The following is a 19,127-nucleotide window of genomic DNA, read 5'->3' on the forward strand; positions in this document are numbered from 1 at the left end:
TAGATTCACCCCCAGAAATATTAGCGCAGGCAGCAGCATTCCTCCGATGGCTGCAAGGAATGGAAGTATAATCTGCTCTTTACTGGAAAGAAATCCTTCTACCGTCTCGCGTTTTAATTCCAACCCGATGAGTAAAAAGAAAAACACCATCAGCATGTCTTTGACCCATACTTTTAGCGGCTCGCTCACAGTTAAATCACTGTAACTAAATCCAATATGGCCATCGGCTTTGGCGGCAGCGATCATGGCGCGAATGATGGCGAGAGGAAGCTCTTTATTCGCCGGTGTTGCAGCGTGTGCTGGCAATGCCGCAGCTTGCGATTGATTGCCTGATAGCAATCCTGAAATCAAACCGCTCGCCTGACTAGCCATGCCGGTAGCGGAGGTTTTTACTGCATCCACCACGCTGGCATTGCCGCCCGCCGCTTGCTGCTGCTGGTAGTTGCCGAAGGCTTTGTACGCCAGCGTTCCAAGCAGCGCCAATCCACCAACTTTTGCCACGGTTTCTACAGTAGCCACCTCTATAAAGCCAGATGTTATTTTGTTAGACCTTGGGCTTCCCGATATTGATGGTAGCGAAGTCATAAAGTCAGTGCGTGAATGGTCGAAGATTCCAATTATTGTGGTTTCTGTGAGAAATCAGGAGGAAGAAAAAGTCAAAGCCTTCGATTTGGGAGCTAATGATTATGTGACAAAACCTTTTGGAACAGGAGAGCTTCTAGCGCGCATACGCGCTTCTTTGCGCGATGCGATTGTGGCGCAAACGGAAGAAACTACTGTGACCATTGGTGATCTCAGTATTGATTTGATGAAGCGCATTGTTTCCTTACGGGATGAGCGCATCAAGCTATCACCCAAAGAGTTTAATCTGCTTAAAGTGCTGGCGATGAATGCAGGTAAATTGTTGACACATAAATATCTCATGCAGCAGGTGTGGGGTGAAGCGCATACAGAAGATAACCAATATTTACGCATCTACATTGCCCAACTCCGCCAGAAGCTAGAAAAAGACCCGGCGCGGGATCAGTTTATCATTAATGAGCCGGGCGTTGGCTATCGCCTATGGTAACGGACGAAGTGAACTCACTTTCCGAATTAACGCGCATCGAATTGTTCAGATCTGTGCAGCTATATGACAACTTTGTGCAAGATAACGACCCTTACGGTGAGCATGACTTCGGAAAGGTAGTTGTCGGCGGTCAGGATTTCTTCTGGAAAATCGACTATTACGACAACACCCTTCGCTACGGTTCAGAAAACCCTGCCGACCCGAAGATCACCACCCGCGTACTCACCATCATGTTAGCCAGCGAATATTAGAAAGCCTCTGGCTTGCCCTAGACATGTCCGGGGCATGCCTCAGTTTTGCACCAGGCTGGCCTCAGGCATGTCTAGGGGTCGCACCATGTAACCACCGCGCTTGAATTATGCCGCTACTGGAAGCGGCTCCCATTGAAAATATCTTCCGTTTTTGGCTTCGGGGCACTTGAGTAATTTTCCCATACATTGTAAAACCTCAAGAAATTGCATCAAGCGGTTCGAAGTTTTTCCGCGCTGGTGCACCATAACTGTGGTGATTAGCTCGCATTATTGAGGGTGGCCATGAAGCAAACCTATTTGATAGCGGCCGTGGTCGTGATGGCGGGCATGATATCCACCGCGCTGCCCGCGCAGGAATATCCCGCGAATGCCTTCAATCGGCGCGCAATGAATGATATTCGCTTTGATGACTACAAGGGGTTTGAAAAAGACTGGAAGCTGGTCACGGTAACTTTCCGGACGGATATCGGCGAGCAGCGTTTCGCGTTTGCAAACGAGCTTGCATACAAAACGCTGCTTAGCGGCCAAACAGATTACCCGGATGGTGCGGTATTCGGGAAAGTAGGGGTTGCTGTGGCGGGCGATGCGGCTTTCAAGGATTCCAAGGTGCCTTCTGGCGCGAGCCGTTACCAGATCATGGTGAGGAACAAGGAAAAGTATGCCGATACGGGCGGTTGGGGTTATGCGATTTTTAACGCCGATGGGTTGGTTTTAACCAAAAGCCCCGAAGACACGGATAAAGGCATGGCAGGGCTTTGTTATGAATGTCATAAGCTCGTGACGGATCGCGGCTATGTTTTTTCCCGCCCGCTTGATCTTTCGCCGGATAACTATCTTGCGGTGCAAAAGGAACTCGGCATTTTGTCGCCCGAATACGATTTTATCGATTCTGACGTTTCCAAATTGCCCCCGTGGGTTGTCCGTCAATTGCCGGAAGACACGAAAAAGGTTCGCTACCTTAAAAGCGATTTACGTAAGCTGGTTTTTTCCGGTCCGCTGGTAGAGATAATTCCGGTGCTTGAAGCGGAAGCCGTAAGGTCGAATATGCCCGCCATTGTTATTGGTGATAACAAGGAGGTTTTTGGTGCGTATATCAATAAAGATGAACCCCTGGCGGACGAACCGGCATGCCAGGAAGGACAAAAACCCTTTGTTACATTCTGGTCGCTTGAGATGACGGGCATGGGCATGGGTAGAAGCCATTCCTGTCGTTTCTAGGATAATTCATGAAAGTATCATGGCATCAAAAAAGTTTTGAAGGCCTTTCGCGTGATAATCTATATGAAGTGTTCCGGCTACGTCAGGCGATCTTCGTTGTCGAGCAACAATGCATATACCCGGATATTGATGGCGCCGATCCTTTGGCGCACCATGTGCTTGGGTGGGTTGGTGAAGGCGCGGGGCACAAGCTGGTCGCCTATGCGCGGATTGTCCCCTCAGGCGGCTATCATAATTTTCCAGATCCTTCGATCGGCCGGGTCTGTGTTGATCCGGCTATGCGCGGCAGGGGCATTGCGCGGGCGCTGATGCTTGAAGCCATGAAATGGCTGAATGAGATATATCCGGGCAGCCCGATACGGCTGCAAGCACAGCAATATCTTGAAAGCTTTTATCAAAGCCTGGGGTTTCAGACCGTCACGCCCCCTTATGACGAGGATGGCATCCCGCATATCGACATGCTACGACCGGTGCAGAAAACCCTCGATTCTGGTATATAGGCGCCATGGCAGATACGACCGACCGCATTCTCATCCTCGATTTCGGTTCGCAGGTCACACAGCTGATCGCGCGCCGCCTCCGCGAATACGGCGTTTACTGTGAAATCCACCCCTTTAACCGCAGCGACGATGACGTAAAGGCCTATAACCCCCGCGGCATTATTCTTTCGGGCGGGCCCGCTTCCACCCTTGTTGAAGGCAGCCCGCGCGCGCCGAATGCCGTGTGGGAACTGGGTGTGCCGGTGCTTGGCATTTGCTATGGCCAGCAAACGATGTGCATGCAGCTTGGCGGCAAGGTGGAAGGCGGGCATGCGCGCGAATTTGGCCGCGCCCACATAACAATCAAGGAAGACAGCAAGCTGTTTGAAGGCCTGTGGTCCGTGGGCAGCAAGCAGCAAGTGTGGATGAGCCACGGTGACCGCGTCACGCAGCTGCCCGCAGGCTTTAGGGTTTTTGCATCAAGCGAGGGCGCGCCCTTTGCCATCGCCGGCGATGAGCAGCGCCGTTATTATTCCACCATGTTCCACCCGGAAGTGGTGCATACGCCGGACGGCGGCCGCTTGCTTGAAAGCTTCGCCAAGAATTTATGCGGTTGCACCAATTCATGGAGCATGAAGGCGTTCCGAAAATCGGAAACCGAGCAAATCCGCAAGCAGGTGGGCAAAGGCAAGGTTATTTGCGGGCTTTCGGGCGGCGTTGACAGTTCCGTTGCCGCGATCCTGATCCATGAGGCGATCGGCGATCAGCTGACCTGTATTTTCGTCGATACGGGGATGATGCGGGAAGGGGAGGGGAAGCAGGTCGTCGATCTGTTCCGCAACCACTATAACATTCCGCTTGTCGCGGTCGATGCCTCGAGCGAATTTCTTGGCGCGTTGAAAGGTGTTTCCGACCCCGAACAGAAGCGCAAGATCATTGGCGCCAAGTTCATCGATGTGTTCGATAAGGAAGCAAAGAAGGTCGGCGGCGCCGAATACCTGGCGCAGGGCACGCTATACCCTGACGTGATCGAAAGCGTATCCGTCTTTGGGGGGCCGAGCGAAACCATCAAATCCCACCATAATGTCGGCGGCCTGCCCGAACGTATGAACCTCAAGCTGGTCGAGCCGCTGCGCGGACTGTTTAAAGATGAGGTGAGGAGACTCGGGCAAGAGCTTGGATTACCGGAAGTTTTTGTTGGCCGTCATCCGTTCCCGGGGCCGGGTCTTGCTATCCGTGTGTTAGGCGAGATCACTGAACCGCAACTGGCGATTTTGCGCAAAGCAGACGTGATCTATCTCGATGAAATCCGCAAGGCCGGGCTTTACGACAAAATATGGCAAGCCTTCGCGGTATTGACCCCGCTGCGCACCGTGGGTGTGATGGGAGATGGCCGTACCTATGATTATGTGTTGGCGCTGCGTGCCGTGACATCGCTGGATGGCATGACGGCGGAAGCCTACCCCTTCGAACATGCGTTTCTTGCGCAGACGGCGACGCGCATCATCAACGAAGTGAACGGCGTGAGTCGCGTCGTTTATGACGTGACAAGCAAGCCGCCCGGCACGATCGAGTGGGAATAGCCATGAAGCCATCATTTCTGGTTCTTTGTACCGGAAATTCGGCGCGGTCCATTTTGGCCGAAGCGTTGCTCCGGCATTTGGGCGGCAACAGAATTGACGCATTCAGCGCCGGTAGCAAGCCGAACGGAGCGGTCAACCCGCACGCGCTGGCCTTACTGAAGGAAAAAGGCATTGCGGCGGACGGTTTGCGCAGCAAAAGCTGGGATGAATATACGGGTGAAAATGCGCCGAAGTTTTCTGCCGTTATTACGGTGTGCGATGCCGCGGCGGGGGAAGCGTGTCCGTTATTTTTAGGGGCGCCGATCAAGGCGCATTGGGGTGTGCCGGACCCGGCGGCTGTTACGGGCAGCAACGCGGCCATCAAGCAGGCTTTCCTCGATACCTATAATGTTATGGCGGCGCGCTGCGGCAAGTTAATTGCATTGCGGCTCGAAACTATGTCGTCAAATGATTTGAAGCTGGAACTGCAAAGGATAGGCGCCGCAACATGATGAACAAGATCATTGCCGAATTTATCGGAACTTTCCTGTTGCTTGCTGCCATTGTCGGTTCCGGCATCATGGGGGAAACGATTTCCGGCGGGAATACAGGTGTCGCCCTGCTTATCAATACAGTCTCCACAGGGGCTGCATTATATGTACTGATTACCGTCATCGGGCCGATATCCGGTGCGCATATCAATCCGCTGGTTTCCGCCAAATGTCTGATGGAAAAAACCATGACCGCCAAGCTGTTCAGCGCCTATGTGCTGGCGCAGGTTGCGGGTGCGGTTCTGGGCGTAATATTCGCGCATTTGATGTTTGATGCGCCGCTTGTGCAAATGGGCGTGAAGGACAGAAGCGGCACCGGCATTCTGGTCGCGGAATTTCTCGCGACATTCGGCCTGATCGCGACGATTGTTCTGGGTGAAAGGTTCTGCAAGGACAAAATCGCGACGCTTGTGGCGTTCTATATTACTTCGGCGTTTTTGTTTACGGCATCAACTTCGTTCGCTAACCCGGCGGTGACGCTGGCGCGTTCCCTGACGGCGACGTTCGCGGGCATTACCCGGGAATCCGCCGTAGGGTTTTTTGTGGTGCAAGTGCTTGGGCTGATCGCCGCCATGGCTTTGCTGGGCAACCGTGATACGGCTTCCGGAAAACAGAAAAAATAAAATTTCTTCTATGAATTTTTGACCGTTTTCAGATCGGGCTTCCCGGTCTTCATGGCATAGGTATGTTCCGTACCTGGGAAGGCGCGGGCGCGCACTTCGGTTGCATAAGCGCTGATCGCCTGTTCGATGGCGTCGCCGATTTGGCCGTAGAGTTTCACGAATTTCGGCACGCGCGGCGAAAGGCCGAGCATATCCTCCATCACCAGTATTTGTCCGTCACATGCGGCCGAAGCGCCGATGCCGATGGTTGGAATGGCGATTTGCGTTGTGATGCGTGCCGCGAGCGGTTCGGCAATTGCTTCGAGCACGATGGCGAAGGCGCCAGCCTCGGCGATAGCGCGGGCATCTTCCTCCAGCGCGGCCCATTCGCTTTGATCGCGGCCCTGCGCCTTGAAGCCGCCAAGTGTGTTGGCGGATTGCGGCGTAAGGCCGATATGCCCCATAACGGGGATGCCGCGCTCGACAAGAAAACGCACGGTTTCGGCCATACGTTTGCCGCCTTCGATTTTCACCGCGCCGCAATCGGTTTCCTTCATGACACGCGATGCGTTACGGAACGCGACCGTGGGGCTTTCCTCATACGTACCGAACGGCATATCGACGACGACAAGCGCGTGCTTCGCGCCGCGCACGACGGCGCGCCCATGCATGGTCATGAGTTCGAGCGGAACGGGGATGGTGCTGTCATAGCCGTGCATCACCATGCCGACGCTGTCGCCGACGAGCAAAAGATCGACGTGGCTGTCGGCGATCGCGGCCGTGTGCGCGTGGTATGATGTCAGTGCAACGATGGGTTCGCTGCCTTTGCGTTTTGCGATATCGGGTGCGGTCAGCCTTTTGGTATCAGTTTGCTTGGACATTTACCCCTCGCTTCCGGCAGCATAAAATGTTATCCACAGGACGATTAGTATCAAGTTTCTCATATTGCTTGTACTTTTATTGAGCCTAATTTTTTAACCATAAAGGCAATTGTGTGTTGCTTTGCCGTATTCGGGACGGCATATTGTTGCGGCAACGGATTCTTATACCATCGCTAGCCCTGAAGCCAGTGATTAACCATAAATGAATGCGCTGCGCCTGTCTTAGATAAACTTTCGGGAATTGCTGCTATTCTGTTAACGCCTCTGGATAGATCGCGCGGTTGCGTGGCATGGAGCTCAAAGTTATGAAATCGTTTCGTTCGCTTGCCATAGCCGCGCTGGCCTTCGCGCTTGTTGCCGCGCCCGCTCCATCGCAAGCCAAAGGCAGCTGCTTTTCCGACAATGAAGTCAACGCCGAGCAAACCGTAAGATTGCACAGCGAGCTTATGGTGATTGCGCTGACCTGCCGCTATTCATCCGAAGGTGCTTCGCTCACCAGCGCATACCAGACATTCACCCGCAAGCATCTTGCGGCGATCCGCGATGCCGAAGGAACCTTGATCAACTATTATCGCGGCGCCGGATCACGCGCGCCCGAAAGCAAGGTCGATAAAGTGCGTACGCTGATGGGCAACGAATATTCGCAGCGCGTGGCCGATCTTTCACACGCCAGCTTTTGCGAAAACTTCCGTGACCGCGTCATGGAAGCCAGCACCTGGTCTGCTTCCCGCCTGAAGCAGGAGCTGAAGGACCTCGCGAGCCGTTATCCGTGCCAGGAAAGCAAGTGCAAGTTTAAAACCGCCGCCGCCGAGGCGATTGAGCCGGTTGGTAAGAACCATCGCTAAAAAATGGAATACTTCCTTCAGCAGCTTATCAATGGGCTGACTCTGGGGGCCATCTACGGTTTGATCGCCATCGGTTATACGATGGTTTACGGCATCATCGGCATGATTAACTTCGCGCATGGCGAGGTTTTCATGATCAGCGCTTTCATCGCCGTCATCAGCTTCGTTCTTTTCGGTATGATCGGTATAGCGACCGTTCCGGTCATGCTGCTGCTTGTTTTGATCATCAGCATTTTTCTTACCTCCGCCTATGGCTGGACCGTGGAGCGGCTGGCCTATAGGCCGTTACGCGGCTCGAACCGGCTTGCGCCGCTTATTTCGGCCATCGGCATGTCTATTTTTTTGCAAAACTATGTCCAGTTACTACAGGGCGCGCGCGTGAAGCCGATGCAGCCGATCATTCAGGGTGGCTTTACGCTGGCGGAACGCGCCGATGGTTTCGTGGTTTCGATATCCTACCTGCAGATATTCATTATTGTGCTCACGACGATCATGATGGTGGCCTTTGCCACGATCATTCAGCGCACGCCTCTCGGGCGCGCGCAGCGCGCCTGCGAACAGGATAAAACCATGGCGGCGCTGTGCGGCGTGAATGTTGACCGCACTATTTCCTGGACGTTTTTGCTGGGCGCTGCGCTGGCGGCCGTGGCGGGGCTTATGGTCACGTTGTATTATGGCGTGGTCGATTTTTTCATGGGCTTCCTTGCGGGCATGAAGGCTTTTACCGCCGCCGTGCTCGGCGGGATCGGTTCGCTGCCCGGCGCTATGTTGGGTGGGATTTTAATCGGCCTGATCGAAGCGTTCTGGTCCGGTTATGTCAGCGTGCAATACAAGGACGTCGCGGCGTTCTGCATCCTTATCCTTATCCTGATGGTACGTCCGAACGGGTTGCTTGGGCACCCGGAAATCGAGAAGGTGTAGCGAATGGCAACCGCAACAAGCTCATTGCCCGCACCCGCCATGATGGGACGAATTTTCCGCGAAGCCTTTATAACCGGGCTGATAGGCTTCGTGCTGGCGCTGCCACTTGCCGGGTTTCGTACGGTCGATGGCGCGACGGGCCTTTCGATCGCGGTGCAGATGGCGGATGTTGTCTATGCCGCCGGGCTTATTTTCCTTGGCCGTATTGCGATTATGCTGGCGCAGGAAGGCTATCGCGTTCCCGTTCTCGTGCTTGCGCTTGCGACGTTGCTTGCCGCGACGCAGATCGAATTTCCAACACAGTTTCTACACTTCATCGCCATTGCAGGGCCGGTCATTATCGTGATCTATGCGTTGCGCGGCAATATCGGCGGCGCGATACGCAAAGTTTCAGATACGGGGCTGGCGCAAACATGGCTAAGCGTGTTGAAACGCAAAAGCCGCTATATGTTGCCGCTTGTTTTTGCGCTCGCGATTTTTCTGCCCCTTATGCCCTTCGCGGATCGTTATGCGATGGATGTAGCGACGATGGTGCTGACATACGTCGCGCTCGCGTGGGGGCTGAATATCGTTGTCGGTTACGCGGGGTTGCTCGATCTTGGTTACGTCGCCTATTACGCTATCGGTGCCTATACTTATGCGCTGCTGGCGCAACATTTCGATTTCAGCTTTTGGATGGCGCTTCCGGTTGCGGGGTTAATGGCTGTTCTGGTTGCCGGGCTGATCGGCGCGCCGGTGTTGCGGTTGCGCGGCGATTACCTTGCGATCGTGACGCTTGGGTTTGCCGAAATCGTGAGGCTTGTGCTGATTAACTGGACGACTTTGACGGGCGGGCCGAACGGCATTTCGGGCGTGCCGCGTCCAACGTTTTTCGGGCTTGAATTTACGCGCAGCGAGGGGGAAGGGGTATTTCCTTTCCATGAATTTTTCGGCCTCGAATACAGCCCGATCCAGCGCGTGATCTATCTTTATTATCTGATCCTGTTGCTGGCGATAGTGGTTGCGTGGTTTAGCTGGCGTTTGCGCAAGCTGCCGCTCGGCCGGGCATGGGAAGCCCTGCGGGATGATGAAATCGCCTGCACTTCGGTTGGCATCAACGCCATGACGGCGAAGCTTGCGGCCTATATGTTTGCGGCGCTGGTGGCCGGGCTGGCGGGCGCGTTCTTTGCAACGCGACAAGGCTTCATCAGCCCGGAAAGTTTTACCTTCAACGAATCCGTCGCCGTACTGGCGATTGTGGTGCTTGGTGGCATGGGCAGCCAGATCGGCATATTGCTGGCGGCGCTTTTCATCATCGGCATGCCTGAGCTTTTCCGCGAGCTGGAGCAATACCGCATGGCTGCTTTCGGTGCCGGCATGGTGCTGATCATGATCTGGCGCCCGCGCGGCCTGATGGCGCAGCGGGAGCCTTCGGTGAAGTTAGAGTAGGCCGTGCGCTAAATTATTTGGCTGAATTATCTAAGTGCCAGTGAAAACATAGCCCCGCCAAATAAAACTAAACCAGGAACCATGATGGCCCCTTTGCCTACACCAGCAAGAAATGCTGGCACAGCAACGAGCGGGGCTGCAAGCAATGCGGCATAAACCATAAGGCCAAGACCGGCCACAGCGCAAAGTGCTGTTGCGGCAATACGAAATTTGGACATAATTCTTCTCCTAAAATGCCTTAACAATAGAATGCTTTCTAAACAACATATGTAAGCATGTCCATATCGCTATTAGTTGCATAAAGAGCCATAGTTAATCATAGTGCTTAAGTCTTGATTTAATTATTTGTTCCCACATGCCCAAAATCATCTTTATCGAAAAATCCGGAAACAGGCGGGAGGTCGTGGCCGAAACCGGCCAGACGCTTTTGCAGGTCGCGTGGGCTAACGGGCTTGATGTTGAAGGTGCGTGCGAAGGCAACATGGCCTGTTCCACCTGCCACCTTATCGTTGACAAGGCTTGGGCGGGCAAGTTGCCTGCGCCGTCCGTTGATGAAACCGATATGCTCGATCTCGCTTATGGCGTTACCGGAACATCCCGCCTCGGTTGCCAGATAAAAGTAAGGCCGGAGCTGGACGGGCTTGTGGTCGCTCTACCGCCTATGACTAGGAGCATGCTCGGGTAGCATGGCCGCGGCCTGCTTCGCAGCTTGCAAACGGCCCGCCACAATTTCGCATAATTCCATAGAATTTTAGATAAATTGACCTGACCGGCCTTGAAAAACCATGGTTTTTCCGCACCATCGTTTTGGCACGCCGCATGCAACTGTTCCGGTGCAAGTGAATTTTACGAAGGCACCATAAACCCGAACGGAGGCACGCATGTTTGAAGACATTTTCGAAGACAAAATCATTGAACGGCTCGAACAGCTTGATGACCACATTCAAGACGCGCGCCTGGCGCTCAAGGCCCTGGCGATGTCTGTCGAAGCGGCACGTAATAAACTGGATGGGGTAAGCGACACACCACAGCCCGCGCAGTTTGAAGCGCCTTTCGCGCTTCACTAAGTCAGCCCGCCTAGCAACCCTCACAAGGGCGCGCTTACAGCAATCGGGGTCGGTGTAGCCTTCGGCACCGGCCCCGACCCATTTTTTGCCTCATAACTCCCTGAATTATAAAAGGAATAACGGCCCAGTTTCCACTTGACCCGGAGGGCCGAGTCGGACAAAAGAAGGCGACCGAAAAAACAGCCAGATCGCCCGGAATGCCCAGTTTAAAAGACCTTAAAAACCGGATTGCCAGCGTCAAATCGACGCGGAAAATCACGTCGGCGATGAAGATGGTGGCCGCCAGCAAACTACGCCGCGCGCAGGAGCAGGCGGAAGCCACCCGCCCCTATGCCGAGCGCATGGCCCGCATGCTGGCCTCGCTTTCCGCCAATCTTGTGCTGACCGATACATCGCCCAAACTGATCGCGGGGACGGGCAAGGAAGATGTTTGCTTGCTTTTGGTCGTGACGTCCGACCGCGGCTTGTGCGGCGGCTTTAACGGCACCGTGGTGCGCGAAGCGCGCCGCCAAATCAAGCAGCTGCGTGCCGAAGGCAAGCAGGTGAAGATTTTCTGCGTCGGCCGCAAGGGCAGGGATCTGCTGCGCCGTGAATTTGCAGAAAGCATCGTGCATAGCGTGCAGGATATTGGCCGCAAGCGTGTTGGCTTTGGCGATGCGCACGGCGTGACGGAAAAGCTGCTTGAGTTATACGAAGGTGGCCAGTTCGATACTTGCCGCCTTGTCTATAACCGTTTCAAATCGGCGATATCGCAGATCACGACCGTGCAGCAGCTTATTCCCGCCGCGCCGCCGGCGGCGAACGAAAACCAGCCGCAGGAAGCCGTGGCGCCATACGAATTTGAGCCGGGCGAGGAAGAAATTCTGGCGCAAATTCTTCCCAAGAATCTTGCGCTGCAGGTGTTTGGCGCGTTGCTCGAAAGTGCAGCGGGGGAACAGGGCGCGCGCATGACGGCGATGGATAACGCGACCCGTAATGCGGGCGACATGATCAACCGCCTGACGCTGAACTACAACCGCAGCCGTCAGGCCTACATCACCAAGGAACTGATCGAAATTATCTCGGGCGCCGAGGCGATCTGATTTTATCTTTAGGAAGGACAAAGAACTATGCAAGCGAATAACGAAGGCCGGGTTACGCAGGTTACAGGCGCCGTGGTGGACGTTCAGTTCGATAGCAGCCTGCCTGCGATCCTGAGCGCGCTCCACACGGAGAATGAGGGCAAGAAGCTTGTGCTCGAAGTGGCGCAGCATCTGGGCGAGAATACTGTCCGCACAATCGCGATGGACTCGACCGATGGCCTTGTGCGCGGCCAGAAGGTCGAAGATACCGGTGCGCCGATTACCGTGCCCGTGGGTCCGGAAACACTCGGTCGTATTTTGAACGTGATCGGCGAACCGGTTGACGAACGGGGCCCCGTGAATGCCAAGAAATCTTCCCCGATCCACCGCGAAGCACCGCCCTTTATCGATCAATCGACCGACCAGCAAATTCTGGTGACCGGCATTAAGGTCGTTGACCTGCTCGCGCCCTATGCGCGTGGCGGCAAGATCGGCCTGTTCGGCGGCGCCGGCGTTGGCAAGACTGTTTTGATTATGGAGCTGATCAACAACATTGCCAAGGCACACGGCGGTTATTCGGTGTTTGCTGGCGTGGGTGAGCGTACCCGCGAAGGCAACGATCTTTATCATGAAATGATGGAATCCGGCGTTATCAAAACCGACGGTACGGGTTCCAAGGCCGCGCTTGTTTATGGCCAGATGAACGAACCGCCGGGCGCCCGCGCCCGCGTCGGTTTGACCGGTCTGACCCTGGCCGAATATTTCCGCGACGAAGAAGGGCAGGACGTTCTGTTCTTCGTCGATAACATCTTCCGCTTTACACAGGCGGGTTCGGAAGTGTCGGCGCTGCTCGGTCGTATTCCTTCCGCCGTGGGTTACCAGCCGACACTGGCCACCGACATGGGCGCGCTGCAGGAACGCATCACCACCACCAAGAAGGGTTCGATCACCTCGGTGCAGGCGATTTACGTGCCGGCGGACGATTTGACCGACCCGGCTCCCGCCGCTTCCTTTGCGCATCTTGATGCCACGACAGTGCTTTCGCGCCAGATCGCAGAGCTGGGTATTTACCCCGCGGTCGATCCGCTGGACAGCACCAGCCGCATCCTTGATCCGCGCGTCGTCGGCGACGAGCATTACAACATTGCGCGTCAGGTACAGAAGGTGTTGCAGACCTATAAGTCGTTGCAGGACATCATTGCCATTCTGGGCATGGATGAACTTTCGGAAGACGATAAGCTTGTGGTTGCGCGGGCACGTAAAATCCAGCGCTTCCTGTCGCAGCCGTTCCACGTGGCCGAAGTGTTCACGGGCGCACCGGGCAAGTTCGTCAAGCTCGAAGATACCATTCGCGGTTTCAAGGGCATCGTCGAAGGCAATTACGACCATCTGCCGGAATCGGCTTTCTATATGGTCGGCACGATCGAGGAAGCGACCGAAAAGGCACGCAAGATGGCGGCGGAAGCGGCATAATCAGACATGGCCGAACAGCTTATCTTCGAACTTGTTTCCCCGGAAAAGCTCCTGCTTAGCAAGGAAGCCACCATGGTTGCCGTGCCGGGTAGCGAGGGGGATTTCGGCGTGCTTGCAGGCCATGCGCCCATGATCACGGGTGTGCGCGCCGGCGTGATCGATGTTTATGAAGGCGATACGGTCACGGACCGGGTTTTCGTGGCGGGCGGTTTCGCCGAAGTAACGCCGGAGCGTTGCATCGTTCTGGCCGAAGAAGCGATCCCGACCAAGGATATCAACCGCGCCGATATGGAAAAGCGCGTGAAGGATCTGGGCGAAGATTTGGCCGATGCCAAAACGCCGCAGGAACGCGAGCAGGTTGAAACCCGTCTTGCTGTCGCCAAAGCCATGCTTGATTACGCGGCCTGATTACGCCGCCACGTTGACGGTATTCCCCGAATTGCTGCTGGCCGTCGCGCTATAGCCGCTTGCGCTGCTGTAGCTGCTTGCGGCTGTTGCATAGGCTGTTGCAGCGGGGGCGGCGGCTACGGTTGGCGTCGTGGGTTCATAGGCAGGCGCTTCGGCTTGCGGGGCCGGCTGCGGATTATCTTGCGGTTCCGCGCGGGCAATTTCCATTCTTTCGCGCGGCTTCGTGGTTTCGGGTGCGCGCGCATCCTTCAGGTTGAATTCTATTTCACGCGCGACAGGGTTCGCGAGCGCAAAGTTCGCGACATCGACCCGCGCGGTGGGTGGAATGGTATCGCTGCCACGGATATTGGCGGCGTTGACGCCATCTTTGTGTGGATTGGTGTTGTTCGGATCGCTGTTTTCGGCATTGGTGCGCAGACCGCCCAGCACGTTGTTATCACCCGCGCCGGCGACAGAGGCCAGAAGGCTTTGTATGCCTTCGGGCGCCTGCGCAGCGAGACGTGATTGCAGATCCAGACTGACAGGTGGCGCAGTCTGAACCTGCTTCACCGTTGCCGGTGAAGACAAGCTGTTTGGACTAGTCACCCAGGCCTCCCCACGACGCCACGGAAATAACTCTGTTCCACCTTCTATTGTCGCTCTTTGTGCTTAATTCGGCTTTAACGATGGATAAAACTTTATCCATAACGCATGGACCAAGAGCCTGATTTTATTGGAATGAATCCACAAGGCCCTGACTGTCCGGCGAATCTCGCCGCAGGGATAAAAAAACTTGTGGTAAACGCCTGGTTAATTTCGTGAAAAAATTATCAGACGGTTCTGAAGGTTTGCCAAAGGAAGAAGAGAACGGCACCACCAATCAGAATGATATTGATCATGTAGTCAACCTCCGCAGGAGAAGCAAAGCTTAAAACATCTCGGCTGTCATGGCAAGCGTGGCCCGGAAACCCAGCTTTACCGTATCGCGCAGCCCTGCAGCCTGCGTCAGGAAATGTTCGGCAAAGAATCGGGCCGACATGATTTTAGCGTTCAGAAAACCGGCATCGCCATCGTTCGACGCCAGCAATTGCTGTGCAATCAGTGCCGATTGCCCAAGATAATAACCGCCGAACGTATAGGCGCATAAACGAAGATAGGGTGCCGCGCTGGCGGCCGCTGCGCTCGGGTTGCCCTTCATTGTATCCAGCATCCACTGCCCGGCTTCTTGTGTGCAGGCATGTGCCGCCTTCAGATGCGTAGCAATGGAAGCAAGGTCATCGCCCTTTTGCGCGGCTAACGTGCCTGTCAGCTCTTCAATTTCCTCCAGCATGGCGTTCATGGCCGCGCCCTTGTCTCGTCCGAGTTTACGAAACACAAGGTCGTTGGCCTGAATGCCGTTGGTGCCTTCATAGATCGCAAGCACGCGCGCATCGCGCATATGTTGCGCCGCCCCGGTTTCCTCAATATAGCCCATGCCGCCAAAAACCTGCATGGCGGTCGATGTCACCTCGTTGCTCATATCGGTTAGCCAGCTTTTAATCACCGGCGTCAGCAGATCGACGCGCAGGCCTGCTTTCTCACGTTCGTCTGCATCCGGCGCATGTTTGGCGCGGTCGAGTGCGTAAGCGCCGGCCATAGCGAGCGCCCGCCCTGCTTCAATTTGCGCCTTCATGCCTAGCAGCATGCGGCGGACGTCCGGGTGATGGATGATCGTGACGGGCGCGTCCTTGGGCTTGGCTATATCCCGGCTTTGCACACGGGTTTTGGCATATTCGCGCGCGCCTTGATAGGCGCGTTCGGCCAGCGCAAGGCCTTGAATGCCGACGCCGATACGGGCGTTGTTCATCATCGTGAACATGGCGGCAATTCCACCCTGTTCTTCGCCTACCAGATAGCCGGTCGCGCCGCCCTGATCGCCATAGGCCATAACGCAAGTGGGGCTGGCATGCTGGCCGAGCTTGTGTTCGGTCGAAACGACGCGGACATCGTTGACCGCGCCGGGGCTGCCATCGGCGTTCGGCAACAGCTTCGGCACAAGGAATAGCGACAGGCCTTTTGTGCCTTCGGGTGCATCCGGGAGACGCGCGAGCACAAGATGTACGATATTTTCGGCTATGTCATGGTCGCCGTAGCTGATGAATATTTTTTGCCCCGTGATTTTATAATGATCGCCTGCCCGCACCGCCTTGCACCGCACCGCACCGACATCGCTGCCAGCCTGCGGTTCCGTAAGGTTCATTGTGCCGGTCCATGTGCCGCTGACCAGTTTTTCGAGGTATATTTTTTTCAGCGCGTCGCTGCCATGCGCCTCCATCGCTTCGATCGTGCCTTGGTTCAGCAGCGTGCAGAGCGCGAGCGCGAGGTTGGCGGATTGCCACATTTCCTGCACCGGCATGGCAATGCACCAGGGAAGCCCCTGGCCGCCATGGTCCGGATCGAACGGCAAGCCGTTCCACCCGCCTTCGACATAGGCCTGGTAGGCTGCACGGAAACCTTCGGGCATCACGATGCCTTTTTCGGTCAGCTTCGCCTTGTTTTTGTCACCAACCTGATTGAGCGGCGCGAATGTTTCGCTGGCGAGTTTGCCTGCGGCTTCGAGCACGCTTTCAACCAGATCGGGCGAAGTCGCTTCATAGCCCGGCAAGGCTGCAAGCTTATCGATCCCGATCAGATGGTTGAGGATAAAACGGATGTCTGCCAGCGGCGGGGAATAGGTCATGCTCACAAACTGCCCCATGAAAGTTAATAAAAAATAACCGTTTCCCGCTCTTGGCACGGCGTTTGCGAGGGTAGGGGTGGGGAATACAATTCCGTTGAGTACAGAGGGGATAATGACAATCGAGTCCATTTCATCGCTGCCGGTTAAACAGGTTGAAAATCAATCTGTTACATCGCCGGCTAAAAGCCGTATCGCAGCGGCAATCAAGCATGCCAGCGATGCCACAGGGGTAGATTTTACCTACCTGATGAATAAAGCTGCCCAGGAAAGCGGCATGCGGGCCGATGCCAAGGCAAGCACCAGCAGCGCCACGGGGCTTTTCCAGTTTATCGAACAGACTTGGTTGCAGATGGTCAAAAACCACGGCGCCAAGCATGGCCTTGGTGAGGTTGCCGACAAGGTGATCACGACCGCAAGCGGGGCCGTGAGTATTTCGGACCGCGCTTTGCGCCGCGAAGTGCTTGAGCTTCGCAAGAACCCGGAACTTTCGGCCGCGATGGCCGCCGAACTGGCCAACGAAAACAAGCAGCAGTTGCAAAAAACGGTTGGCGGCAAGATCGGCAAGACCGAACTTTATATGGCGCATTTCCTTGGCCCCAACGCCGCCGCGAAATTCATTGATGCGAACCGTAGCGCGCCGGGCACGGACGCCGCCAGCCTGTTGCCCGAAGCGGCGCAAGCCAACAAAGGTGTTTTCTACAATGCCGACGGTAGCCACCGTACGGTAGGTGCAATATACAAACGCTTTGCCGGCGTCATGAACCGCACGCCGGTTATAGCTGAAACCGGCAGCATGGTCGCGGCTGCGGCCAGTGCGCCTTCAATCCGCCTAGCAGGTCTTGATGGTTTTGCGACAGAAAGCGCGGGCGCTTTACAATCTTTCAGGCCGCATGCGGAAAGGCCGCTTTATTCTCTGCCTTCAGCCGATCCCCAATCGCTTTTGAGCACCATGATGCTTGCGCAGCTCGATATGCCTAGCGAAACAACGGCGCATCTGAATCTGTTTGGCGAAGATAAGGAAGATCGTGGGCAGCGCGGCGAAGATCGTCGTAAGCTCGCTTAATCGCGCGGCGCGGCGGCGCGGCGCAACCTGTCATTGATGGCTGCTCCGATACCCTGTTCATGGATAGGCGCGACCGCAATGCCTTTGAAGCGCGGTTGATCAAGCTCCCGCAGTTTTGCGAACAGGCTGGCCGCCGCTTCCTCAAGATCCCCCGCCTCGCTCAAATTTAATCGTAAGGCGCCGCCCTTAAATGCAAAGGCTGGGCCGAACAGAAGAAACGCTTCATCCGGCCCGGCTTCCGACACCTCCATGCGTAGCGGAAGCTTGGGCGCATAGTGGCTTGCCATTTGCCCGGGCGATTTTGGCCGGGCAGGGTCGTCGTGGGTTGAAGATTCAATATTATCAAGAATGCGCGCCAGCCGCTCTCGTGTTACACCGCCATGGCGCAAAATGGTCGGAGTTTCGCCGGTAAGATCAAGGACGGTCGATTCAACTCCGACTTTGCACTTACCTTCCGCCAATATCATATCGACCTTGTTGCCAAGCGATTCTGCGACATGCATCGGGATCGTCGGGCTAAGCGTGCCGGAACGGTTGGCGCTCGGTGCCGCAATGGGCTTGCCCGCCAGCGTGATCAACTTAAGCGCCGTTGGATGGTCGGGCATGCGAACCGCAAGCGTATCAAGCCCGGCGCTGGCGAGCAGAGAAACGGCGCACCCTTGCTTGCGCTTGAGCACGAGCGTTAATGGGCCAGGCCAGAAATGCTCGATCAACTGATCGGCGGCATCGTTTGGTTCGACCAATTCGTCGAGCTGTTCGCGTTTTGCGATATGAATAATAAGCGGGTTGAAATCAGGCCGGTTCTTGGCGGCGAACAAGGCTGCAATCGCTTTGTCGTTTGTAGCATCGGCGCCAAGGCCGTAAACGGTTTCGGTCGGGAAGGCGACAAGCTTGCCGCGTGCGATAAGCTGGGCGGCCTGTTTGATAGTCCCGTCCGAAGCCGGGAATATATTGGCCGCCGCAGGCATCAGAGCTGCTTGACCGCCGCAAGCACGTCATCGACATGGCCTGGCACCTTAACCTTGCGCCACGCGCCGCGCACGATACCTTTGCTGTCGATCAGGAAGGTGGCGCGCTCCATACCCATATAGCTGCGGCCGTACATGCTTTTCTTGATCCACGTGCCGTATTTTTCGGCTACGCCGCTTTCCTGGTCGGACCCGAGTTCGAACGAAAGCCTGTAGAGCTTCTTGAATTTTTCGTGGCTTGCGATGCTGTCCTTTGAAACGCCGATTACCTTGATCCCTAGTTTTTTGAACTGGGGCAGCGCGCTGCCGAAATCGCACGCCTCTTTGGTGCAGCCGGATGTGTTGTCCTTCGGATAAAAATAAAGCACGAAAGGCTTGCCAAGCAGATCGTTGAGCGTGACCTTGCCGCCACCCGTGACAGGCATGGAAAAGGCTGGCGCTCTGCCGCCGGTTTTCGGCCCCTTCATGGGTGCCGTAATTTTGCTGGATTTAGCGGGTTTCTTGTTTTTGACGGCGCGTGGCTTTGTCTTGGCTTTTACGGGCATTTCATACCTGCTGATGGGATAAAAAGAAGGAATAACA

23 protein-coding genes are annotated in these 19,127 nt (G+C 55.6%); 16 read left to right on the top strand and 7 right to left on the bottom strand.

All coding sequences use genetic code 11. The features are described 5' to 3' along the window. The coding region (locus tag GC131_00895; protein ID MBI1272629.1) for a DUF533 domain-containing protein at positions 1-585 on the bottom strand (585 nt) is incomplete at its 3' end. On the opposite strand from GC131_00895, the gene GC131_00900 reads away from it, so the two are divergent. The 7 genes from GC131_00900 to GC131_00930 all read left to right on the top strand — a co-directional run bounded on the left by GC131_00900 (position 443) and on the right by GC131_00930 (position 5,753). Next, positions 443-1,069, top strand: a complete 627-nt coding sequence (locus GC131_00900; GenBank protein MBI1272630.1) for a response regulator — start codon at positions 443-445, stop codon at positions 1,067-1,069. The genes GC131_00895 and GC131_00900 overlap by 143 nt on opposite strands. Continuing rightward, positions 1,063-1,320 (top strand): DUF3768 domain-containing protein, encoded by a 258-nt coding sequence (locus tag GC131_00905; GenBank protein MBI1272631.1) that lies wholly within the window; start codon positions 1,063-1,065, stop codon positions 1,318-1,320. Before GC131_00900 ends, GC131_00905 begins: the two co-directional genes overlap by 7 nt. A 282-nt stretch (positions 1,321-1,602) precedes the next feature. Then, complete coding sequence (locus GC131_00910; protein MBI1272632.1) at positions 1,603-2,538, top strand: hypothetical protein; 936 nt, start codon at positions 1,603-1,605, stop codon at positions 2,536-2,538. Positions 2,539-2,546: 8 nt separating this feature from the next. Next, positions 2,547-3,038 carry a GNAT family N-acetyltransferase gene (locus tag GC131_00915; GenBank protein MBI1272633.1) on the top strand — a complete coding sequence of 164 codons (492 nt, stop codon included), beginning with the start codon at positions 2,547-2,549 and terminating at the stop codon, positions 3,036-3,038. Positions 3,039-3,043: 5 nt separating this feature from the next. Continuing rightward, positions 3,044-4,600, top strand: coding sequence for a glutamine-hydrolyzing GMP synthase (guaA, locus tag GC131_00920; protein ID MBI1272634.1), 1,557 nt, complete (start codon positions 3,044-3,046; stop codon positions 4,598-4,600). Beyond that, positions 4,597-5,091, top strand: coding sequence for an arsenate reductase ArsC (locus GC131_00925; protein ID MBI1272635.1), 495 nt, complete (start codon positions 4,597-4,599; stop codon positions 5,089-5,091). Before guaA ends, GC131_00925 begins: the two co-directional genes overlap by 4 nt. Beyond that, complete coding sequence (locus GC131_00930) at positions 5,088-5,753, top strand: aquaporin family protein (GenBank protein MBI1272636.1); 666 nt, start codon at positions 5,088-5,090, stop codon at positions 5,751-5,753. Before GC131_00925 ends, GC131_00930 begins: the two co-directional genes overlap by 4 nt. Before the next feature lie 8 nt (positions 5,754-5,761). Here the strand turns inward: GC131_00930 and panB are convergent, their stop codons facing one another. Beyond that, entirely contained in the window at positions 5,762-6,613 is an 852-nt protein-coding gene (gene panB, locus GC131_00935; GenBank protein MBI1272637.1) for a 3-methyl-2-oxobutanoate hydroxymethyltransferase, read from the bottom strand. 305 nt (positions 6,614-6,918) lie between these two features. Here panB and GC131_00940 point away from each other — a divergent pair, with 305 nt between their 5' ends. The 3 genes from GC131_00940 to livM all read left to right on the top strand — a co-directional run bounded on the left by GC131_00940 (position 6,919) and on the right by livM (position 9,807). Further along, the gene (locus GC131_00940; protein MBI1272638.1) at positions 6,919-7,458 is read left to right on the top strand and encodes a hypothetical protein; all 540 of its coding nucleotides are present in this window, start codon (positions 6,919-6,921) and stop codon (positions 7,456-7,458) included. Between the two features lie 3 nt (positions 7,459-7,461). Then, on the top strand, positions 7,462-8,379 hold the full coding sequence (locus GC131_00945) for a branched-chain amino acid ABC transporter permease LivH (GenBank protein ID MBI1272639.1): 918 nt from the start codon (positions 7,462-7,464) through the stop codon (positions 8,377-8,379). 159 nt (positions 8,380-8,538) lie between these two features. Continuing rightward, positions 8,539-9,807 (top strand): high-affinity branched-chain amino acid ABC transporter permease LivM, encoded by a 1,269-nt coding sequence (gene livM / locus GC131_00950; protein ID MBI1272640.1) that lies wholly within the window; start codon positions 8,539-8,541, stop codon positions 9,805-9,807. A 26-nt stretch (positions 9,808-9,833) separates the two neighbouring features. Here the strand turns inward: livM and GC131_00955 are convergent, their stop codons facing one another. Further along, complete coding sequence (locus GC131_00955; protein ID MBI1272641.1) at positions 9,834-10,025, bottom strand: hypothetical protein; 192 nt, start codon at positions 10,023-10,025, stop codon at positions 9,834-9,836. A 137-nt stretch (positions 10,026-10,162) separates the two neighbouring features. On the opposite strand from GC131_00955, the gene GC131_00960 reads away from it, so the two are divergent. The 5 genes from GC131_00960 to GC131_00980 all read left to right on the top strand — a co-directional run bounded on the left by GC131_00960 (position 10,163) and on the right by GC131_00980 (position 13,816). Beyond that, positions 10,163-10,492 carry a 2Fe-2S iron-sulfur cluster binding domain-containing protein gene (locus GC131_00960; GenBank protein ID MBI1272642.1) on the top strand — a complete coding sequence of 110 codons (330 nt, stop codon included), beginning with the start codon at positions 10,163-10,165 and terminating at the stop codon, positions 10,490-10,492. A gap of 196 nt (positions 10,493-10,688) precedes the next feature. Continuing rightward, complete coding sequence (locus GC131_00965; protein MBI1272643.1) at positions 10,689-10,874, top strand: hypothetical protein; 186 nt, start codon at positions 10,689-10,691, stop codon at positions 10,872-10,874. A 197-nt stretch (positions 10,875-11,071) separates the two neighbouring features. Further along, positions 11,072-11,956, top strand: coding sequence for a F0F1 ATP synthase subunit gamma (locus GC131_00970; GenBank protein MBI1272644.1), 885 nt, complete (start codon positions 11,072-11,074; stop codon positions 11,954-11,956). Positions 11,957-11,983: 27 nt separating this feature from the next. Continuing rightward, positions 11,984-13,408, top strand: a complete 1,425-nt coding sequence (atpD, locus tag GC131_00975; protein MBI1272645.1) for a F0F1 ATP synthase subunit beta — start codon at positions 11,984-11,986, stop codon at positions 13,406-13,408. Between the two features lie 6 nt (positions 13,409-13,414). Then, positions 13,415-13,816 (top strand): F0F1 ATP synthase subunit epsilon, encoded by a 402-nt coding sequence (locus GC131_00980; protein MBI1272646.1) that lies wholly within the window; start codon positions 13,415-13,417, stop codon positions 13,814-13,816. Here GC131_00980 and GC131_00985 read toward each other — a convergent pair whose 3' ends face one another. Further along, positions 13,817-14,365, bottom strand: a complete 549-nt coding sequence (locus GC131_00985) for a hypothetical protein (protein MBI1272647.1) — start codon at positions 14,363-14,365, stop codon at positions 13,817-13,819. A gap of 358 nt (positions 14,366-14,723) precedes the next feature. Then, complete coding sequence (locus GC131_00990) at positions 14,724-16,514, bottom strand: acyl-CoA dehydrogenase (GenBank protein MBI1272648.1); 1,791 nt, start codon at positions 16,512-16,514, stop codon at positions 14,724-14,726. 112 nt (positions 16,515-16,626) lie between these two features. On the opposite strand from GC131_00990, the gene GC131_00995 reads away from it, so the two are divergent. Continuing rightward, entirely contained in the window at positions 16,627-17,577 is a 951-nt protein-coding gene (locus tag GC131_00995; protein MBI1272649.1) for a hypothetical protein, read from the top strand. Here the strand turns inward: GC131_00995 and GC131_01000 are convergent. Both GC131_01000 and GC131_01005 read right to left on the bottom strand, forming a co-directional pair. After that, positions 17,574-18,545 carry a threonylcarbamoyl-AMP synthase gene (locus GC131_01000; GenBank protein ID MBI1272650.1) on the bottom strand — a complete coding sequence of 324 codons (972 nt, stop codon included), beginning with the start codon at positions 18,543-18,545 and terminating at the stop codon, positions 17,574-17,576. The genes GC131_00995 and GC131_01000 overlap by 4 nt on opposite strands. Further along, positions 18,545-19,090: a redoxin domain-containing protein gene (locus tag GC131_01005; protein MBI1272651.1), complete on the bottom strand. Its 546-nt coding sequence runs from the start codon at positions 19,088-19,090 to the stop codon at positions 18,545-18,547. The genes GC131_01000 and GC131_01005 overlap by 1 nt, the downstream gene beginning before the upstream one ends. Between the last annotated feature and the right edge of the window lie 37 nt (positions 19,091-19,127).

This window comes from Alphaproteobacteria bacterium (assembly GCA_016124955.1).
Classification (GTDB): Bacteria; Pseudomonadota; Alphaproteobacteria; order UBA9219; family RFNS01; genus RI-461.